Annotated in this window: 12 protein-coding genes; 6 read left to right on the forward strand and 6 right to left on the reverse strand. The window is 41.0% G+C overall.

Annotated elements, in window-relative coordinates; translation table 11 throughout:
- Positions 1-291 precede the first annotated feature (291 nt).
- Entirely contained in the window at positions 292-4,806 is a 4,515-nt protein-coding gene (gene gltB, locus HS960_RS16890; RefSeq protein WP_153846038.1) for a glutamate synthase large subunit, read from the forward strand.
- A gap of 17 nt (positions 4,807-4,823) precedes the next feature.
- Positions 4,824-6,284, forward strand: a complete 1,461-nt coding sequence (locus tag HS960_RS16895) for a glutamate synthase subunit beta (protein ID WP_153846039.1) — start codon at positions 4,824-4,826, stop codon at positions 6,282-6,284.
- A 153-nt stretch (positions 6,285-6,437) separates the two neighbouring features.
- Here HS960_RS16895 and HS960_RS16900 read toward each other — a convergent pair whose 3' ends face one another.
- Complete coding sequence (locus tag HS960_RS16900) at positions 6,438-7,727, reverse strand: esterase-like activity of phytase family protein (RefSeq protein ID WP_202883699.1); 1,290 nt, start codon at positions 7,725-7,727, stop codon at positions 6,438-6,440.
- A 342-nt stretch (positions 7,728-8,069) separates the two neighbouring features.
- On the opposite strand from HS960_RS16900, the gene HS960_RS16905 reads away from it, so the two are divergent.
- The gene (locus HS960_RS16905; RefSeq protein ID WP_182330131.1) at positions 8,070-11,111 is read left to right on the forward strand and encodes a VIT domain-containing protein; all 3,042 of its coding nucleotides are present in this window, start codon (positions 8,070-8,072) and stop codon (positions 11,109-11,111) included.
- Positions 11,112-11,156: 45 nt separating this feature from the next.
- On the opposite strand, the gene HS960_RS16910 is transcribed toward HS960_RS16905, so the two are convergent.
- The 3 genes from HS960_RS16910 to tgt form a co-directional block, all read right to left on the reverse strand.
- Positions 11,157-12,068 carry a DMT family transporter gene (locus HS960_RS16910; protein WP_153846041.1) on the reverse strand — a complete coding sequence of 304 codons (912 nt, stop codon included), beginning with the start codon at positions 12,066-12,068 and terminating at the stop codon, positions 11,157-11,159.
- Positions 12,069-12,165: 97 nt separating this feature from the next.
- Entirely contained in the window at positions 12,166-13,242 is a 1,077-nt protein-coding gene (locus tag HS960_RS16915; protein WP_153846099.1) for an LptF/LptG family permease, read from the reverse strand.
- A 26-nt stretch (positions 13,243-13,268) separates the two neighbouring features.
- Positions 13,269-14,399, reverse strand: coding sequence for a tRNA guanosine(34) transglycosylase Tgt (tgt, locus tag HS960_RS16920; protein ID WP_153846042.1), 1,131 nt, complete (start codon positions 14,397-14,399; stop codon positions 13,269-13,271).
- Between the two features lie 277 nt (positions 14,400-14,676).
- Between tgt and HS960_RS16925 the strand changes: the two genes are divergently transcribed.
- Entirely contained in the window at positions 14,677-15,819 is a 1,143-nt protein-coding gene (locus HS960_RS16925) for a glycosyltransferase (protein WP_159730528.1), read from the forward strand.
- A gap of 22 nt (positions 15,820-15,841) precedes the next feature.
- A complete protein-coding gene (rsmG, locus tag HS960_RS16930; RefSeq protein ID WP_153846044.1) occupies positions 15,842-16,477 on the forward strand; it encodes a 16S rRNA (guanine(527)-N(7))-methyltransferase RsmG in 636 nt (211 codons plus the stop codon).
- On the opposite strand, the gene HS960_RS16935 is transcribed toward rsmG, so the two are convergent.
- Together HS960_RS16935 and HS960_RS16940 are read right to left on the reverse strand one after the other, a co-directional pair.
- Positions 16,478-17,068 carry a hypothetical protein gene (locus HS960_RS16935; RefSeq protein ID WP_153846045.1) on the reverse strand — a complete coding sequence of 197 codons (591 nt, stop codon included), beginning with the start codon at positions 17,066-17,068 and terminating at the stop codon, positions 16,478-16,480.
- A gap of 75 nt (positions 17,069-17,143) precedes the next feature.
- Positions 17,144-17,377, reverse strand: a complete 234-nt coding sequence (locus tag HS960_RS16940) for a hypothetical protein (protein ID WP_120333516.1) — start codon at positions 17,375-17,377, stop codon at positions 17,144-17,146.
- 262 nt (positions 17,378-17,639) lie between these two features.
- Here HS960_RS16940 and dprA point away from each other — a divergent pair, with 262 nt between their 5' ends.
- Complete coding sequence (dprA, locus tag HS960_RS16945) at positions 17,640-18,770, forward strand: DNA-processing protein DprA (RefSeq protein WP_182330133.1); 1,131 nt, start codon at positions 17,640-17,642, stop codon at positions 18,768-18,770.
- Positions 18,771-18,774 lie beyond the last annotated feature (4 nt).

Genomic DNA, 18,774 nt, shown 5'->3' on the forward strand with positions numbered 1-18,774 from the left:
AAGCCATGTCGATACAGCATAAAAGGATATGCAATACTTTGCCTAATTTATATATATTCTCGCAATCTTGGGATGCTTTTTCCATATCCGACAAAAAAATATTGCCAAATGTTGCATTATTCAGCTACGCATCAAACTGTATTAATAGCAATGAATTTTAAATACAATATCAGCAACAAAACACATCAAAATGAATGATAAAATCAAATTAAACACATTTTCATTGGAATATTTACAATATTTACGTTTTTTATTCCTATATTAGCAATGTATAATATTTGAAAAGGAAAGATGATTCAACAAAGACCGAAAACGGAGGGCCTCTACGACCCTAATTTTGAGCATGACGCCTGTGGGGTAGGCTTTGTCGCCCATATCAAAGGGAATAAATCACACGCACAAGTAAAAGATGCATTAACCATGCTGGAAAATATGGAGCACCGCGGTGCTTGTGGCTGTGACCCAGAAAGTGGTGACGGAGCAGGTATCATGATCCAGCTTCCCCATGAATTTTTATGGGAAGAATGTATCAACTTGGGTATACAACTGGAAGAGCCAGGTTATTATGGCACAGGTATGGTCTTTCTTCCTAAAGAAGAAGACATGAACAAAATATGTCGGGATTTGATTGAGGAAGCGGCAGCAGAAAGGGGTATGAAATTCCTTGGCTACCGTCCAGTACCAGTCAATCGTGAAGGTATTGGACCAACAGCGCTCAGTGCAGAACCTGAAATTGTCCAATTTTTTGTCAGCAGACCGGACGGCGTTTCAAACACTGAAGAATTTGAACGCAAACTTTTTGTACTACGTCGCCTGATCATTCAAAAAGTTAAACAACAACAAGAATACCCTCTCCCCCTTTACTTTGCATCGCTTTCTTGCAAAACAATTATTTACAAAGGTCAATTAACAACATACCAAGTCGGAACTTATTATCTTGACTTACGCGATCCTCGTGTGGTATCTGCTTTTGGCTTAGTTCACTCGCGCTTTTCCACCAATACCTTCCCTTCATGGTCCCTCGCTCAGCCGTTCCGTATGCTGGCGCACAATGGGGAGATCAATACGTTGACAGGTAACCTGAATTGGTTTTATGCAGGTATGCGCGCTTTATCATCACCCTATTTTACGGAAGAAGAGATGGAAATCTTACTTCCAATCGTTGACCGTGGTCAGTCCGATTCGGCCTGCCTCGACAATGTAGCGGAACTTCTTTTACACAGCGGCCGTAGTCTCACCCATGTCATGTTGATGTTGGTCCCTGAAGCTTGGGATGGCAATACGCAAATGGACCCTTTAAAACGTGCTTTCTACGAATACCACGCAACGTTGATGGAACCTTGGGATGGTCCTGCAGCACTCTGCTTCACCGATGGTAAGCATATTGGCGCTACATTAGACCGCAACGGCTTACGTCCACTACGTTATGCCGTAACCTCAGACGACCGCGTCGTTGTTGCTTCTGAAGCGGGAGCGCTTCCGATCGAAGAGTCTACCATCATCAAAAAAGGCCGTCAACAAGCAGGCAAGATTTTTCTTGTCGACATGGAACAGGGGCGTATCCTCACCGATAACGAAGTAAAAGATCAACTGATCAACCAGCAGCCCTACAGCGATTGGTTGGACAATTACAAAATCAAACTGGAAGAACTGGAAGAGCCTCGTGTAACCTACACCTATCTTTCCAAAGATTCCGTTTTCAAATATCAAAAGACATTTGGTTTCTCCCGCGAGGATCTGGAAACCATCCTGACCCCAATGGCATTGACAGGGTACGAACCGACAGGCTCAATGGGGTCCGATGTTCCGCTGGCCATTCTTTCCGATCAACCACAGCATATTTCAAGTTATTTTAAGCAATTTTTTGCCCAAGTAACCAATCCACCAATCGATCCGATTCGTGAACGCTTGGTCATGAGTTTAGCAACATTCATCGGTAATGCAGGCAATATCCTGATCGAAGACAAAAAATTCTGTCACTGTGTGACTTTGCCGCATCCGATCCTGACCTCCAAAGAACTGGAGAAATTGCGCTCGATCGATACAGGATTGTTCCAAGCAAAAACCATTCAGTCTTATTTCCGCTCAGATGGTAAACCTGGATCATTGGAAGCAGGTCTGGAACGCTTGTGCCGTTATGCGGATGATGCCGTACGTGATGGTTTTGAAGTCTTAATTCTTTCAGATCGTGCGATCGACTCCAAACATGCAGCTATACCTTCATTACTTGCTGTTTCAGCGGTCCATCACCACTTGATCAAAACAGGTAACCGTGGTGCTGTAGGTCTCGTGGTCGAAGCCGGTGATGCTTGGGAAGTGCACCATTTTGCCTGCCTATTGGCATTCGGTGCCACTGCGATCAACCCTTATATGGCATTGGCGAGCATCCGTACGATGAAGGAACAAAATACCTTGGATACAGAGCTCACTTGGCCAGAATTATCCAAAAACTACGTCAAGGCCGTCAATAATGGTTTGTTGAAAATTTTCTCCAAAATGGGGATCTCCACATTGCAATCCTACCACGGAGCACAGATCTTCGAGGTACTCGGCATTGACAAATCTGTCGTTGATAAATTTTTCTGCGGAGCAGTCTCACGTATCGGTGGCATGACATTAGATGATCTTGCCAAAGAAGCCCTCTCAAAACACTGGCGTGGATTTGAAAAAAGCCGTACACCGCAAAATCTATTGCCAGAAGGCGGTATTTACCAATGGAAACGCCGCGGTGAAGGCCACCTTTGGAATCCCGACACGATTCACCTATTGCAACAAGCCTGTCGCACAGGAGACTACGCAACCTATAAAAAATATGCGCAGAAAATCAATGAGCAGAAAGAACATATGTTTACTCTTCGTGGATTGTTGGACTTTGCAAAACATCGCAATTCTATTCCATTGGAGCAAGTAGAACCTGCTAGTGAAATTCTAAAACGTTTCGCAACCGGAGCGATGTCCTTTGGATCAATTTCCCACGAAGCGCATAGTACCCTTGCCATCGCCATGAACCGCATCGGTGCAAAATCGAACACTGGTGAAGGTGGAGAAGATGAATTGCGTTATCAACCGCTTCCAAATGGAGATTCGATGCGCTCGGCAATTAAACAGGTTGCCTCGGCTCGTTTTGGTGTCACGTCCAATTATCTGACACAAGCGGACGAACTACAAATCAAAATGGCCCAAGGTGCCAAACCGGGAGAAGGAGGTCAATTACCTGGTCCCAAAGTGGATGCCTGGATTGCAAAAACCAGACACTCTACACCGGGTGTCGGTCTGATTTCGCCACCACCCCACCACGATATTTACTCCATCGAAGATTTAGCCCAGCTGATCTTTGATCTAAAGAATGCTAACCGTCAAGCAAGAATCAACGTAAAGTTGGTCTCTAAAGCAGGTGTTGGTACCATTGCTGCCGGAGTTGCGAAAGCCCATGCCGATGTCATTCTTATTGCAGGTTTTGATGGCGGTACAGGTGCATCTCCAATCAGTTCAATCAAACATGCTGGACTGCCTTGGGAATTAGGCCTTGCAGAAGCGCATCAGACACTTGTTAAAAACAAATTGCGCAGTCGTGTCGTGTTACAAGCGGACGGCCAGGTAAAAACAGGTCGCGACATCATCATCGCTACACTATTGGGCGCTGAGGAATGGGGCGTATCTACAGCAGCATTGGTTGCCGGCGGCTGTATCATGATGCGTAAATGCCACCTGAATACATGTCCTGTAGGTGTTGCAACCCAAGATCCAGAACTGCGCAAATTATTCTCTGGAAAACCAGAAGATATTGTCAACTTATTTACCTTCCTCGCGGAGGAAGTCCGGGAAACAATGGCTTATCTAGGCTTCCGTACCATCAACGAAATGGTGGGAAGAGCTCAATTCTTGAAAAAACGCGAGAATATAAACCATTGGAAAGCTAAGAAAATTGATTTCACAGACATTCTATATGTGGAACGCAACGAGCCTGGACAATCGTTATACAATACCGAAGAGCAGGATCACGGTATGGCCATGATTTTGGATTGGGGCCTTCTAAAACAGTCAAAATTGGCTTTAGACAGCAAAACTCCTGTATTTGGCACCTTTAAGGTCAAAAATACAGACCGTACGATCGGAACAATGTTGTCCAATGAAATTTCAAAACTCTATGGTTCTGAAGGCCTACCTGACAATACCATCAATTTTAAATTTGAAGGTTCGGCCGGACAAAGTTTCGGTGCATTTTCAACAAAGGGTCTTTCATTTGAATTACAAGGTGAAGCCAATGATTATGTTGGAAAAGGACTATCAGGAGCTCAGTTAGCAATCTATCCAGTTGCAGAAAGTGCTCTTGTACCGGAAGATAATATCATTATCGGTAACGTTGCGCTATTTGGAGCAACATCCGGACATCTATTCGTCAACGGACAGGCCGGTGAACGCTTTGCCGTACGTAACTCAGGTGCAACAGCTGTAGTTGAAGGTGTTGGTGACCATGGCTGTGAGTACATGACTGGGGGCCGTGCGCTGATCTTAGGGGCAACGGGTCGTAACTTTGCGGCCGGAATGAGCGGTGGTATCGCATGGATCTACGACATTAACGAAGATTTCCGCGAAAACTGTAATCAGGAAATGGTCGACCTTGATCCATTGGAAAGTGAAGACGAAACCGCAATTATCGCCTTACTGAAACGTCATATCTTGCTCACCAATAGTCGTAGAGCAGATTTCATTCTACAAAACTGGTCAAGAGAAAAAAATAAATTCATTAAGGTATTCCCAAGAGAATACAAAAATGTCATTCGTCAAAAATTAGTTGAAGCATAATATAGGAAGCACAGATCATGGGAAAAATTACAGGTTTTAAAGAATTTGAGCGCGTGCTTCCAACAAAAGAAGCTGTGGAAGGTCGCGTACAGCACTTTAAGGAATTCAATAAAGGGTATTCGGAGAACGAGCTCAATAAGCAGGCCGCGCGCTGCATGGACTGCGGCATTCCATTTTGTCATTCAGGTTGTCCACTGGGCAATGTCATCCCCGAGTTTAACGATGCCGTATATGATGGAAAATGGGAAGAGGCCTATCAGATTTTGTCCTCCACCAATAACTTCCCTGAATTTACAGGTAGAATATGTCCGGCACCATGCGAATCAGCCTGTGTACTTGGCATACATAGTACTCCGATCACTATTGAGGAGATCGAAAAACATATTATTGAGATTGCTTTTAAAAAGGGTTATGTCAAAGCGCATAAAAGCTATTTAAAGACAGGCAAACGCGTCGCTGTAGTGGGCTCTGGTCCAGCAGGACTAGCGGCTGCCGCTCAGCTCAATAAGGCTGGTCACGATGTTATCGTCTTCGAACGTGATGACCAGGTTGGAGGTTTACTCCGCTATGGTATTCCGGATTTTAAATTAGAAAAATCAGTGATCGATCGCCGTGTTAATCTCATGAAAGAATCGGGAATAGAATTCAAGGTTAATACAGAAGTTGGCAGAGACATAAGCTTTTATGAATTAAAAGCTTATGATGCAGTTATATTGGCCACTGGCTCAACCGTTCCTTGGCACATGCAATTACCGGGACATGAAGCTAAAGGCATCCATTTTGCCATGGACTTTTTGACCCAACAGAATAAAGAAGTAAGTGGAATTGCGGTCGAACAAGACCGTATCTTGGCAACAGACAAACATGTTGTTGTCATCGGTGACGGTGATACCGGATCAGACTGTATTGGTACATCCAATCGTCATCGTGCAAAAAGTATCACACAGATTGCCCGCAAACCTACACCATCTAAACAACGTCTAAAGAACAATCCTTGGCCGATGGACAAGCTCACATTCGGAACCTCCTCTTCCCAAGAAGAAGGCTGTGAAAGACTTTGGGCTACGGAAACGCAAGAATTTATTAAAGATGAAGATGGCCATATCAAAGCTATAAAAATCAAAGAGGTTCAATACGAAGTTGATGAATTTGGAAAAAGAACCCGCTTAGGAGAATCCGAGATCCGTGAAATACCGGCAGACCTCGTATTATTGGCTATTGGTTATCAACATACTGAACATATGCTCTTAGAACAGTTAGGTGTTCGTGTAGATGAAAAAGGAAATATCCTTGCAAATGACAAAGACTACCAAACGACAATTGATAATATCTTCACTGCCGGAGACTGCCGCAAAGGCCAGTCGCTTGTTGTTTGGGCCATCTCCGAAGGACGCGAATGTGCTCGAAAAGTCGATGAATACCTAATGGGGTATTCAGAGCTTGAAAGTAAAGACTTCCTGACGACAATAAATGCATAAAAGTAGGTCGCACTCAACAGAGAGGTCGTACCAGTGATACGCCAAGCCACCGTTTAATCTTTAATAATAAGGAGAAAAGCTTGGACAGTATAAAATCATAAAAAGGGTCCGCTGAGAATTCAACGGACCTTTTTTATAGTCAGTAATTAGTCCCTATTTCAATGGGTCCTTAAGCTGAACAAAATAAATACTGTTTTTGTCTACAGTCTTTATGTAAGGCAATATTTTCGACTCATAAAAGCCTTTTCCAGTCACCCCAAAATCATCATCATTACATACCGCGATCATGAATGGATTAATGACAGCCAAGCCCTCTGCTTTGTCATGCGGATACAATTCCTTGATGTCAGTCATTAAATCGGCAACCAACGTCTTATTGACTGGCTTAATATTATATTTTGCCAATGTAGCTGCGTCTTTGAGTTCCTCGACAGTTTTACCGTCAAATAATTTTCCAGTTGCGGTATTATTCGCATCCGAGATATCTGTTGCGCCAGAAAGATCTATTTTATAAATTTTCTTAAATACAGTAGAGCGAGTTGCTTCTGTCGCGTATTCCCCATCACGTTCCAAGACAATAAATGTTGAATTGCTCACGGCAGCAATTTCACTTACAGCCTGCAAATCGGTACGCTCCATCATATAGACATATTGTTTCGTGGCGCCGCTCGCAATATCGAGCGTAACAATACGGATTGCCAACGAATTTTTAATCGCATCTTTAGATGGATTATACAGTGGAAATTGCATGATTCCGACCAATGTTTTACCGTCAGGCGTAAGCGTCAATCCTTCCATTCCGCGATTAGGACGACGTTTGGCAAATACCAAAGGCAACTTTTTACCCGTAGACCAAGGGTTAATCCGTTCGATTTCTTTTCCCGAAGCGTCAAAATGAACGATATGTGGTCCGTATTCGTCACTGACCCACCAAGAACCATCCGCCGCTCTCGCTAGCCCCTCTGAATCGATTCCATCCTCACTTTTCCCTAGATCTTTACCATCAACCCCCAATGCTTTTTCTCCAGAACCACCCTTCCCTTCAGGATTTGGCAGGCCATTCAATTTCACACCATCTTTATTTTTCAATTCGATAACAGATTCCAATATTAGCGTATTTTCCTTTAATCTGAATTTACCAATCTGTGGTGCAAATGCCGGAGTAGCAAATACTTTACTATCACTTTCTGTCCCATCAATATTTGGTCCCCTATCAGTTAAAAGATAAAATATAGATTTATCAGTAGGATCTTGGACCATCGAAGACCCATAGCCTCCATTATACACTTTTACACCATTAATATCACTTAATACTTTTGGGTCTGTTGCTATTGCCTTTTGCGGATAGGTCAGTTCTATCGGGTCAGTAATCTGCGACACATCATCTTTACTACATGAAGCACACAATAGGGCCATCCCCACTACACTGTATATTTTTTTCATCTGTACAAATTTTTCAAATAATGTTTACTGCTGTTCAGGTTTATTCGAATAGCCAAATTTTATTCCTGTCGCCTTGCATATCTGATAAAACAGTACGGTTAGTTTAAACAATCTATGCTTGGTTGGCTGTCCGAATACTGATGCAAACATAATTGCCAGATATTAGCCAATCATTAACATAAGTTTAAATAAACTGCATCTCTCGTAAAAAAACATCCTATAAAAATTAAATACCCTCGGTTATGGAATTTTGAATTTTCCTGCATCACTAGAAAAATAAATAGCTAATTGTGCAGCGAATCAACAGTACATTCTCTGCCCTCACCTACTAAATATAGAAAGATGAAAAAGATCATAGTTGCCCTTTGCATAATTTTGGTATTTTCTAATGTGGATACGAAATCTCAGATCAGAACTACACGCGAAATACCCAGCTTAAAAATTAAAAATGACGATGGCCAGCAAAACAAGGTGATGTTGGCAGACCTAAAAGTAGATGTCGTCATCTTCGGAAATATAGCCAAAACGACGATGACAATGGTCTTCGACAATAAGACCAATCGCGATCTCGAGGGCGAGTTGACATTCCCTATGCCCGAAGGTGTCTCCGTGAGCGGCTACGCCTTAGATATAAACGGCAAATTACGCCAAGCAGTTCCAGTCGATAAAAATAAAGGAACCGAAATATTTGAAAGTATAGAAACACGCCGGGTCGATCCGGGTCTATTGGAAAAAGTCGAAGGAAATAATTTCCGAACTCGAATTTACCCATTACCAGCGAATGGGAAGCGCACCGTTCAGATTAGCTATTCGGAAAATCTGACAACAGAATCCGATCAGGCTCGTTACTATCTTCTACCCTTAAACTATACGTCCCCCATTGAAAATTTCGCCTTGGATATCCATGTCTTTCAAGACACACATAAGCCAGATTTCACAGAAAAACCAGACGGTTCTTTGGCATTCTCACAACATAACAGCAATTACACAGCTTCTTTACATAAACAACAGTTTAAATCCCAACGAAATTTAGTTATTCAACTGCCGACAGACAACAGGGAAGCATCAGGCCTATTTCAAGCAAATGGCGATAAAACCTTCTACTTTCTTGCCAATGCAACGGTAAACTCTACAAAACCTGCTCAGAAAAAATGGGGACACAGCATTGGAATTATATGGGACCGTTCGCTCAGCAGTAAAAATAGAGATATAGAAAAGGAACTCGCACTATTAGATCTCTTTTTTAAAGAAAACCCCAATATGACTGTTGATCTGGGCTTATTGGACATCCGCTTTGTAAAAGGGCATACGTTTCAGGTAAGACAAGGTAATTGGAATGATCTCAAAAACTACATCAAAGGAATTGATTACGATGGTGGTACAGACTATAGCCAAATAAAGGCAGGTGTAATACAGGCCAGCAATTACCTGCTGTTTAGCGACGGCCTTTCTACATTTAGTCAAAGTAAAATGAGCCTTGACAATCCAGTCTATTGCATTACTTCATCCAGTGGATCGGACTATGGTGTTCTAAAACAAATTGCCCAAAAACATATTGGAAAGATGATCAATTTAGCCAATACCTCAATAACTGAAGCTTATCATAAGATAAATACGATAAACCTGATTTACCTGGGGATAAAAGAAAAAAATGATTTTGAGGAAGTTTATCCTCAAAAAGGCTCCGCAATACAAGCCAATTTTTCTATCGCAGGCTTAGGGAAACGCCCCGGATTGAAGCAGCTCACAGTACTTGTAGGAGATGGGCAACAAGCACCACAAGAGATTAGTATAGCTCTGCAGCCTGACCATGGTGAAATTGACCTACAGCAGATCTGGGCACAAAAGAAAATTGAAGCGCTGGATCTTCAATACGAAGACAATCGTGAAGAAATTGAAACCCTTGGTAAACAGTTCGGTATTGTTACCCGAAATACCAGCTTAATTGTACTGGAAACTGTAGAAGATTACATACGTTATGCAATAACTCCACCTGCCGAATTGCTTTCCGAATTCAATCGGCTCATAAAAGAAGAAAGCATAGCAAAGGAAGAACGTGTAGCAGACTTGTTGGATCAGGCTCAAGACATTACCAAACAGCTTCAGTCCTGGTGGAATACCGATTTTCAGCAAAAAAAGAAATACCCAAAACGGAATAAGTCGCTTCAATCTGCAGATTATATGGCTGTCGAAGAAGAACTCGCTCCAAATGTTGTTGTTCCACCCATTCCGTCGCGCCCCACAGCTAGTCCTGCAGCTCCCACGCTAGCCTTAGAATCGCGTTCATCTGACGGAACCTTAGCGAAAAGCATCTCGGCAACTAGCAATTCAAGCACTGCCCATGCAGCAACCAGCGAATTGGCGAGGGCGGCCGCATCTGAGGACGTTCTTCAGGAATTCGCTGTTGTTCAATCCTTAGAAGGACGTATAGCTGGCCTACAAACGGCAAGCAGCATTAACAACATACGTGGAAAAATCAGCATCCCCGAAATTAAAGAAGACCAGGCCTATTTACAGGACCTTATTCAATCCAAAGATCCTTACAAAAGCTATCTCCAACTTCGGAATCAGTATATGGGAACGCCAACTTTTTATTTTGATGTCGCAAACTTCTTTTTCAAAAGAGGAGATCGAGACAAAGCCTTACTCATTTTAAGTGCACTTGCAGACTTACAAATTGAAAATGCAGATCTCTACAAAACCATCTCTTATAAGTTACGGGAATGGGGAGATTACGACAATGCACTATTCATTACAGCTAAGGTATTAAAATGGCGTCCAATGGATCCACAAAGCCACCGCGATTATGCCCTTGTCTTACAAGACAAAGGTATGTTCAAGGAAGCACTAGAACAATTATATGGGATTTTGACCCAAAGCTACTCCCCGGAAGCCGCCGACCGCGATGACGGTATTGAAGAAACATTGGTTATGGAAATCAATAATCTCATTAAAGCAAACAAAGCTGCAAGCTCCACAGTTACCGTGAACAAAAAATTAATTGCGGATCTACCCGTTGACATTCGTGTTGTCATCAATTGGAATTCACAAAACACCGATATAGACCTTTGGGTAACTGATCCAAATCAAGAAAAATGCTTTTATAGTAATCCAGCCACAGCGATTGGGGGTCGACTCAGCAATGACTTTACTGGCGGCTATGGCCCTGAACAATTTTTATTGAAAAAAGCACTAAAAGGAAAATATAAAATTGAAGTTGATTTCTTTAACGATGGTTCCCTGACGCTAGCAGGTCCAGCGGCTGTTATGGCTGAAATCTATACCTACTATAGTAGTGGAAAGCAAGAACGAAAAATCGTTACAATCTATCTTGACCGCAATAAGGAGCGCAATATTGGGATTGGCGAATTTTCATTCCAGTAGATTACCAGAGACAGTGAAGTCAATAAATTGACTTCACTGTCTCAATTAATGCAATTTACGAATAACCAGATCCTTTTGTCTATTCTCTAATTTGGTTTTTACATAGGGGTAAGTAAATACTGCTCCTAAAACGATACAGGCTCCAAGATAAAATCCGCCGCTCATGGTCTCCTTTTGCCCAAATATCAACATCGCCAACAGAATACCATAAACAGGCTCCAGGTTGGTTGTCAGCGCAACAGTAAAAGCAGATAATTCCTTCATGACAGCAACCCCCATAACATAGGCCACCGCCGTGCAAACCACACCTAACAACAGCAGATAAATTAAATCTTGCTGCCCCAATTTCATTTCAGCATTGAAATCTCCTGTAAACAACATCAATATGCTGATCCAGAAGCATGCCCCCATCATTTCATAGAACGTAATCAGGGTTGGGCTCGATTTTTTAACCATGCGCGCATTAGCTATAGAAAATATACTCGCGCAAAACGCACAACCAAGCCCCGCCAATAGACCAACGAGGTAATGTGTTTCAAAAGAAAAGATCGTATAAATACCGATGATAATTACCAAACCAACTACAATATCCAACAGCGCAATGCGCTTTTTATTCACAATAGGCTCCAATATCGCAGTAAATAAAGTCACCGAGGATAGTGTAACCAATGTCACTGATACGGTAGATACTTTGATTGAATAAAAAAATAATACCCAATGCAGCCCAACAACGGCCCCCACCATAAAAAATTGGAGAAATTGTTTCCTCGAAACTACAATCGATTGTTTGGTTACCAAGAAATAGATCAGCAGCGTGATAGACGCTATTGCAACACGATACCACACTAAATGAAGGGCAGATACGGAAATTAGGCTACCCAAAATTCCGGTAAATCCCCAAATAAGTATTGTTAAATGCAGAATTAGAATATTCCGATTTAATTGAATTTTAGTCATATTCTCTAGAATACATTTGTATAGAAATGATGAGCACTACCTATTATTTCCCTTTATAAGGCAAGCTCACTGAAGTTATTGAAAACTGAACAAAAAATTATTTTGGCGCTTTTATCGCCAGGTATAATGCTACCAAAAAGAAGGTAACATTCGGAATTAATACGGCTATCAACGGTGGCAGTCCCCCTTTCAAAGAAAACATAGTTGCAAACTGTATAAAGACGATATACGTAAAACTTAACGCGATACCAATACCAAGACTCAATCCTATCCCCCCACGTACTTTCTTGGATGACAGTGCAACGCCCATCAAGGTCAGTACAAAAGCTGAAAATGGATACACATAACGCTTATATTTCTCAAGTAATAAGTCGTTCATAACTCCGGTTCCCCTGATCTCCTCCTTATGGATACGAATATTTAATTCGCGTGTATCCATGGCGGTAAACATATTATCACGCACCTCAAAATCCGAAGGTTTCATATCCAAGGTTGTGTCTTTAACGGCTCCTTTGTCCATGCGTTCATGCAGTCCGTTGATAATACGATTGGTATACCCTTCGATCTTCCATTTTGTTGCCACCGAGTCCCAAGTAATACGGTCAGCCATCATTTTTTCCTTGAGGGTATCCCCTTTAAAAATTTCAAGTACAAAGCCGTATCCTGTTTTGGTTGTATTATCAAAATTGTCTATATAAACATAGCTGTTTTTGTCCAATTGCATGTGGGTAGAAACCCTCGAGTTATCCTTGGGTGGCTTTACGTAGATATTTTCAAAATCAACCTTCATCTTATTGGTATTCGGAATAATAAAGATGTTGAATACCAAAGAAATGCCAAAGATTAGGGTTGCTGCTATCATGTAGGGACGAAGCAAACGGTTAAAGCTATACCCGGCGCTTAGAATCGGGACAATTTCAGTTTGATCCGCCATCTTGGATGTAAAGAAAATAACCGCAATAAAGTTGATCAGCGGACAAAGAAAGTTTAAGTAAAAGGGAATAAATCCAGCATAATACTCAAAAATAATCTTATCGAGGGGTGCATGATATTTTAAAAAATCATCCAATCGTTCGGACACGTCAAAAACCACCATGACAACAGTAAATATCGCCATAGTGAATAAAAAAGTACTTAGATACTTTTTGATAATGTAACGATCGATTAACGACAGCATTTTTTTACTTGAGCTATTTAGTTTTACAAACGTTGATCCAATATTTTCACCATTTTGTTTTTCCAATCGTAGAAAGTTCCATCAATGATTCGCTCCCTAGCCTGATTAACCAACCAAAGGTAAAAATGTAAATTATGTAAAGAAGCAATTTGTGCCCCAAGAATTTCTTGCGATTTAATCAAATGCCTTAGATAGGCTTTCGAATAAAATTGATCTGCATGCAGATCACTCTCCGCTTCTATTGGTGAAAAATCGTCTTTCCACTTTTCATTTTTGATATTGATAATACCATTTTGTGTGAAAAGCATACCATTTCTAGCATTACGGGTTGGCATAACGCAATCGAACATATCCACCCCTAAAGCAATATTTTCAAGAATATTTACCGGTGTTCCTACCCCCATAAGATAACGTGGTTTGTCATACGGTAAGATATCACAGACAACTTCGGTCATAGCATACATTTCTTCCGCAGGTTCGCCTACCGATAATCCACCTATCGCATTTCCTTCGCGGTTAAACGAAGCAATAGTCTCCGCAGATTTTATTCTTAAATCTTTGTAAACAGATCCTTGAACAATTGGAAACAAAGTCTGATCATACCCATAAAGCGGATCTGTGCTATCAAAACGATCTACACAGCGTTTCAGCCAACGATGGGTCATATCCAAAGAACGACGTGCATACCCATAATCACATGGATAAGGCGTACATTCGTCAAATGCCATAATGATATCCGCACCAATAATACGTTGCGTATCCATTACATTCTCTGGTGTAAATAGATGTTTCGACCCATCGATATGGGAACGAAAAGTAACTCCCTCTTCTTTGATCTTACGTACTTCTGTCAACGAATACACCTGATAACCACCAGAATCTGTTAAAATAGGTCGATCCCAACCATTGAATTTATGCAATCCGCCGGCTTTATTCAACACATTCAACCCTGGACGTAAATAGAGGTGGTACGTATTACCCAGAATAATCTGCGCTTCAATATCGTTCTTCAATTCATGTTGATGAATTGCTTTCACTGTACCTGCCGTACCAACAGGCATAAAAATAGGTGTTTGAATGGGACCATGTGCAGTTTCGACAACACCTGCACGTGCTTTTGATAACTTATCTTGTGCTTGTAGCGTAAATTTCATTAATATTTTTCCTCTGAGACTATTTCTATTTTAAAGGATGATTTGCCATGGACATGGCGATATCGGCATTTGGAGTAAAAAAAATTAAAAACTCATTTTCAACTAGTTGCAACTTAAAAAGTCGTTATAGCTTTCCTAATTTCCACCCAAGCTCGGATTCATCCCTAGAATACGTTGCAAAAATACTATAAAAAGATTTGCAAACAGGATGTTTCAAAAATAAATTATCATTTTTCCCCTATAAAAAAGTTGCGGAAAGCACTTATCTTTGTGAGCTATGCTTGACCTTCACGTATTTTTGGCCAATCTTCCATATATTGCTTTCGGAGTATTGGGTCTTTTCCTATTGATACAATTGTACTACATCTTATTTGTATATAGTAAATTGAGTAGTTATCAAATTGAACCTGTACAAGAAGGAACTGAATTCCCACCGCTATCCGTTATTATTTGTGCGCACAATGAACAGGATAATATTCCTGAATTCCTTCCGAGTATACTGAATCAAGACTATCCCAATTTTGAAGTAATTGTTGTCAATGACTTCTCGACAGACAATACGCCTTGGATATTGCATGATTTCGAAGCAAAATATCCCCATTTAAAAATTGTGGATATCAAAGAGCATATTCGCTTGAAACATGGTAAAAAGTTTGCCGTTAGTATGGGTATCAAAGCATCAAAGCACCAGACACTGGTGTTTACCGATGCGGATTGTGCGCCACAATCCGATCAATGGCTCAAAGAAATTGCAGCAGCTTTCAGACCAGAAACAGAAATTGTACTAGGCTATTCTCCTTATTTTAAGAAAAAGAGCTTGCTAAATCTATTGATTCGATTTGAAACCAGCCATACCGCCATGAGTTATTTCTCCTATGCACTAAAGGGAGATGCCTATATGGGAGTAGGGCGTAACATGGCTTACAAAAAAGACCTTTTCTTTCGTAACAAAGGATTTGCTGCCCATATGCATATTAAATCGGGTGATGATGATCTATTTGTCAACCAAAATGCAAATCCGACCAACGTTAACATTGCACTGGCAGCCGAATCCATTGTCTATTCGGAACCCAAAGCGACCTGGAGGAGCTATTACAAGCAAAAAGCAAGACACTCAGGAGCCTCTACTATTTACAAAAAGCGACATCAGCGCATGCTGGGCACCCAGCTGGTATCGGCAGTCTTCTTTTACATAGCACTTATCGCAACAGCGATTGCCTTTCCAATGTACTGGTATGTTCCTGTTACAGCCTACCTGCTAAGGCTGATTGCACAATGGATAATATTTGCCAACATCTATAAAAAACTAGAAGTAAAGGAACTGATTTGGTGGCTGCCTTTGGTAGACTTCATCTACTATTTCTATATTTGCATCAATGGCATCTTCAGCAGAAAAAAGAAAAAAATAAGCTGGAAATAATTCACTTTTAAAACATGAAGCTTTGAATCCAACAGTTGATATCATCTATAACTATTTTCCAAAATTAACGGATATTCAAAAAGAACAGTTTGCAAAACTTGCCGACCTCTATACATTTTGGAATAGCCAAATCAATGTCATTTCACGTAAAGACATTGATAGCCTCTACCTGCACCATGTGTTACACTCGCTAGGTATCGCTAAATTTGTCCAAGAGCTCACGCCAGGAACACAAATTTTGGATGTGGGGACCGGAGGAGGCTTTCCAGGTATCCCAATGGCCATTATGTTTCCTGAAGTCAAATTCCATTTGGTCGATTCTATCGGCAAAAAAATTAAAGTCGTACGCGAAGTTGCGGCTGGGCTCGGTCTCCAAAATGTCGAAGCAGATCATATTCGCGCAGAACAACTCGACGACAAATATGATTTTGTCATATCACGTGCGGTGACAAGACTTGGAGAATTTACGCCTTGGATACAGAATAAATTCGCAAAAAAAGATAAAAACGGTATCCCTAATGGAATTCTTTACTTAAAAGGCGGAGATCTCTCCGAAGAGATCAAAGAATCTAAGCTCAAAGCAGAATTACACCCGCTTTCGGGTTACTTTAAAGAAGATTTCTTTGATACAAAATACCTGGTATACGTACCTATGTAGTTAAAGTTTGGCATTACCCATAGGAAACTGAAGTCGCCTATGGATAATGTCTACAGAATCGAGGTAGTTCGTTAAACACTTATGGATATAAGCGATCTTCTCATAACGATCATTCTCACGAAGCCACTTTAAGGAAGGCTCATAGTATATCCTAAATTTGCGCAAAGAATCTCCCGACAGCTTACTGTATTCCCCTGTCAAAGGATACCATTCCTCGCGAATCAGATCCTGTTGGTATTCTTTTTCAAACTGACGTTGAAGCTTCCTCGAATTTCGTCCCTTTCGACTGAATTTATTGTAAAGCTTGTTCAGATTAACAGCAATTCCCCCCTGATGAGGCAAGGTCACCATATTTTTCGTATCACCCCAGAAAAAGATCGACTTATACTCCTCCTTTTTTTCTTCCCATTTATCCGCTGCTGATTTACGTTTGATCGAAACAGTATCCAAACGTAAAGTATCGTTTTGACTTCCTTTTTTCCCAATGGTATCCTGATGATAAAATTCCGCTGGATGGGCAAAAAGTCCCTGCCGATAAAATGAAAAGTAGACACAGAAAAACAATAAAGATAGAAATCCGATACGTACCATATTTATAATTGATAAACCAAAATAACCAACTATAAATAAAATTAAAAAGTATTTAACTATCTTTAACTTAAGGAACTAAAGACCTAATTCCTTTTTAATTTCTAGGCCAATTAGATTGACTTCTTCATCCATACCGAACATAGGAAGTTCCGTTTCTGGATTCAGTTTCAACCAGTTTGTATCATTGTCTTTAATAATCTTTACGTATTCCACACCATCCTTAAAAATAACATACGTATCTTCTTCCTCAGGGAAAACAGAATAAACTATATCCCCCAATTCGATATCAAAAGGTTCTTTCATTTCCATAGTTAAAATATCATTAATCGTTCAAAGTTACCAATTCCTCTTCTTTCTTTCCAAAATTGACCAATATTTCATCCCACGCGATCTCAAATAAGCTCGGGAAAATTGCATTCATTCCATAACAATCCGCGGGTATTCCAGCAAGCACGTGATCTCCTCCGATTAAGAACTTCGCAATTCTACTAAAAATACAAGAAGCCTGAGCAATTCTAACAAAAAGTACAACAGCTAGTTATATTTTTCATATATTTAGATAAACCCAATTATGAAACTAATTTATCCCATAGCTTTGACGAAAATCAAGGGGATTGGCCCTAGAACAGCGCGTCACATCATTGACCAAGGTCACGATTTAGCGGACTTATTTGCGTACTCAAAAAAAGATTTGATGCAAATTCTTGGGATACGTGAGCCAATCGCCGAAGCAATATACAATAAAAGCTATATGTCCGCCTGTGAAAAAGAACTCGCTTTTATCGAAAAACATCAGATACAAGCGTTATGGCTGGAAGACGAAAATTACCCCAAAAGGCTGCGGCAATGTGAAGACGCTCCGCTTGTTGTCTATTATAAAGGGAACCAACCACTCAACAGCGCAAAAGTTATTAGTATCGTTGGCACTAGACATGCGACCTATTATGGCCAGAAAATATGCGAAGATTTGCTAGAAGCCATGAATTGTACCAAAGACACCTTAATTGTTAGTGGTCTTGCTTATGGTATTGACGCTTTAGCACATCGCAACGCACTAAAAAATAATATTCCAACCGTTGCTGTATTAGGGCATGGTCTCGATCGAATTTACCCTGCATCTCATCGCGAACTTGCCACAAAAATGCTAGACCAAGGCGGTTTATTGACAGAATTTACATCCAACACATTACCTGAGCGCAGTAACTTTCCTATGCGCAATCGCATCATAGCCGGTATGGCAGATGTCACCATTGTCGTAGAAGCTGCAATTAAAGGGGGCGCATTAATTACCGCTGAAATTGCCAACAGCTACAATCGCGATGTATGCGCCTTTCCAGGAGCCGTTTATGAAAAAAGTTCTGAAGGCACAAACTACCTCATCAAAACCAACCGTGCTCATATGATTAGAGGTCTTCAGGATCTCGAATACCTCATGAATTGGGAAATCAGCACAAAAGCCGTTGACCAACAGCTTAGCCTTCCTTTGACACTGACAAAAGACCAACAGCTCCTTTTTACACTCATTCAGCAAAAGGGTCAATTAGAAATAGACCACATGATTGACCTCACAAAATGGCCACAAAGTAAATTGGCCTTAATTCTATTGGAACTTGAAATGCAGTCACTCATTCACGCCCTACCCGGAAAACGGTATAAAACTGCCGGACAGACGGAAATTCAAAAAAATCAGCTCATTTCATAGCATG

This window comes from Sphingobacterium paramultivorum (genome assembly GCF_014109745.1).
In the GTDB taxonomy this organism is placed as follows: Bacteria; Bacteroidota; Bacteroidia; order Sphingobacteriales; family Sphingobacteriaceae; genus Sphingobacterium; species Sphingobacterium paramultivorum.

Coding starts and splice junctions, on each gene's coding strand:
- gltB (WP_153846038.1), top strand. CDS start 292: ATGATTCAACAAAGACCGAAAACGGAGGGCCTCTACGACCCTAATTTT.
- HS960_RS16895 (WP_153846039.1), top strand. CDS start 4,824: ATGGGAAAAATTACAGGTTTTAAAGAATTTGAGCGCGTGCTTCCAACA.
- HS960_RS16900 (WP_202883699.1), bottom strand. CDS start 7,727: ATGAAAAAAATATACAGTGTAGTGGGGATGGCCCTATTGTGTGCTTCA.
- HS960_RS16905 (WP_182330131.1), top strand. CDS start 8,070: ATGAAAAAGATCATAGTTGCCCTTTGCATAATTTTGGTATTTTCTAAT.
- HS960_RS16910 (WP_153846041.1), bottom strand. CDS start 12,068: ATGACTAAAATTCAATTAAATCGGAATATTCTAATTCTGCATTTAACA.
- tgt (WP_153846042.1), bottom strand. CDS start 14,399: ATGAAATTTACGCTACAAGCACAAGATAAGTTATCAAAAGCACGTGCA.
- HS960_RS16925 (WP_159730528.1), top strand. CDS start 14,677: ATGCTTGACCTTCACGTATTTTTGGCCAATCTTCCATATATTGCTTTC.
- HS960_RS16935 (WP_153846045.1), bottom strand. CDS start 17,068: ATGGTACGTATCGGATTTCTATCTTTATTGTTTTTCTGTGTCTACTTT.
- HS960_RS16940 (WP_120333516.1), bottom strand. CDS start 17,377: ATGGAAATGAAAGAACCTTTTGATATCGAATTGGGGGATATAGTTTAT.
- dprA (WP_182330133.1), top strand. CDS start 17,640: ATGAAACTAATTTATCCCATAGCTTTGACGAAAATCAAGGGGATTGGC.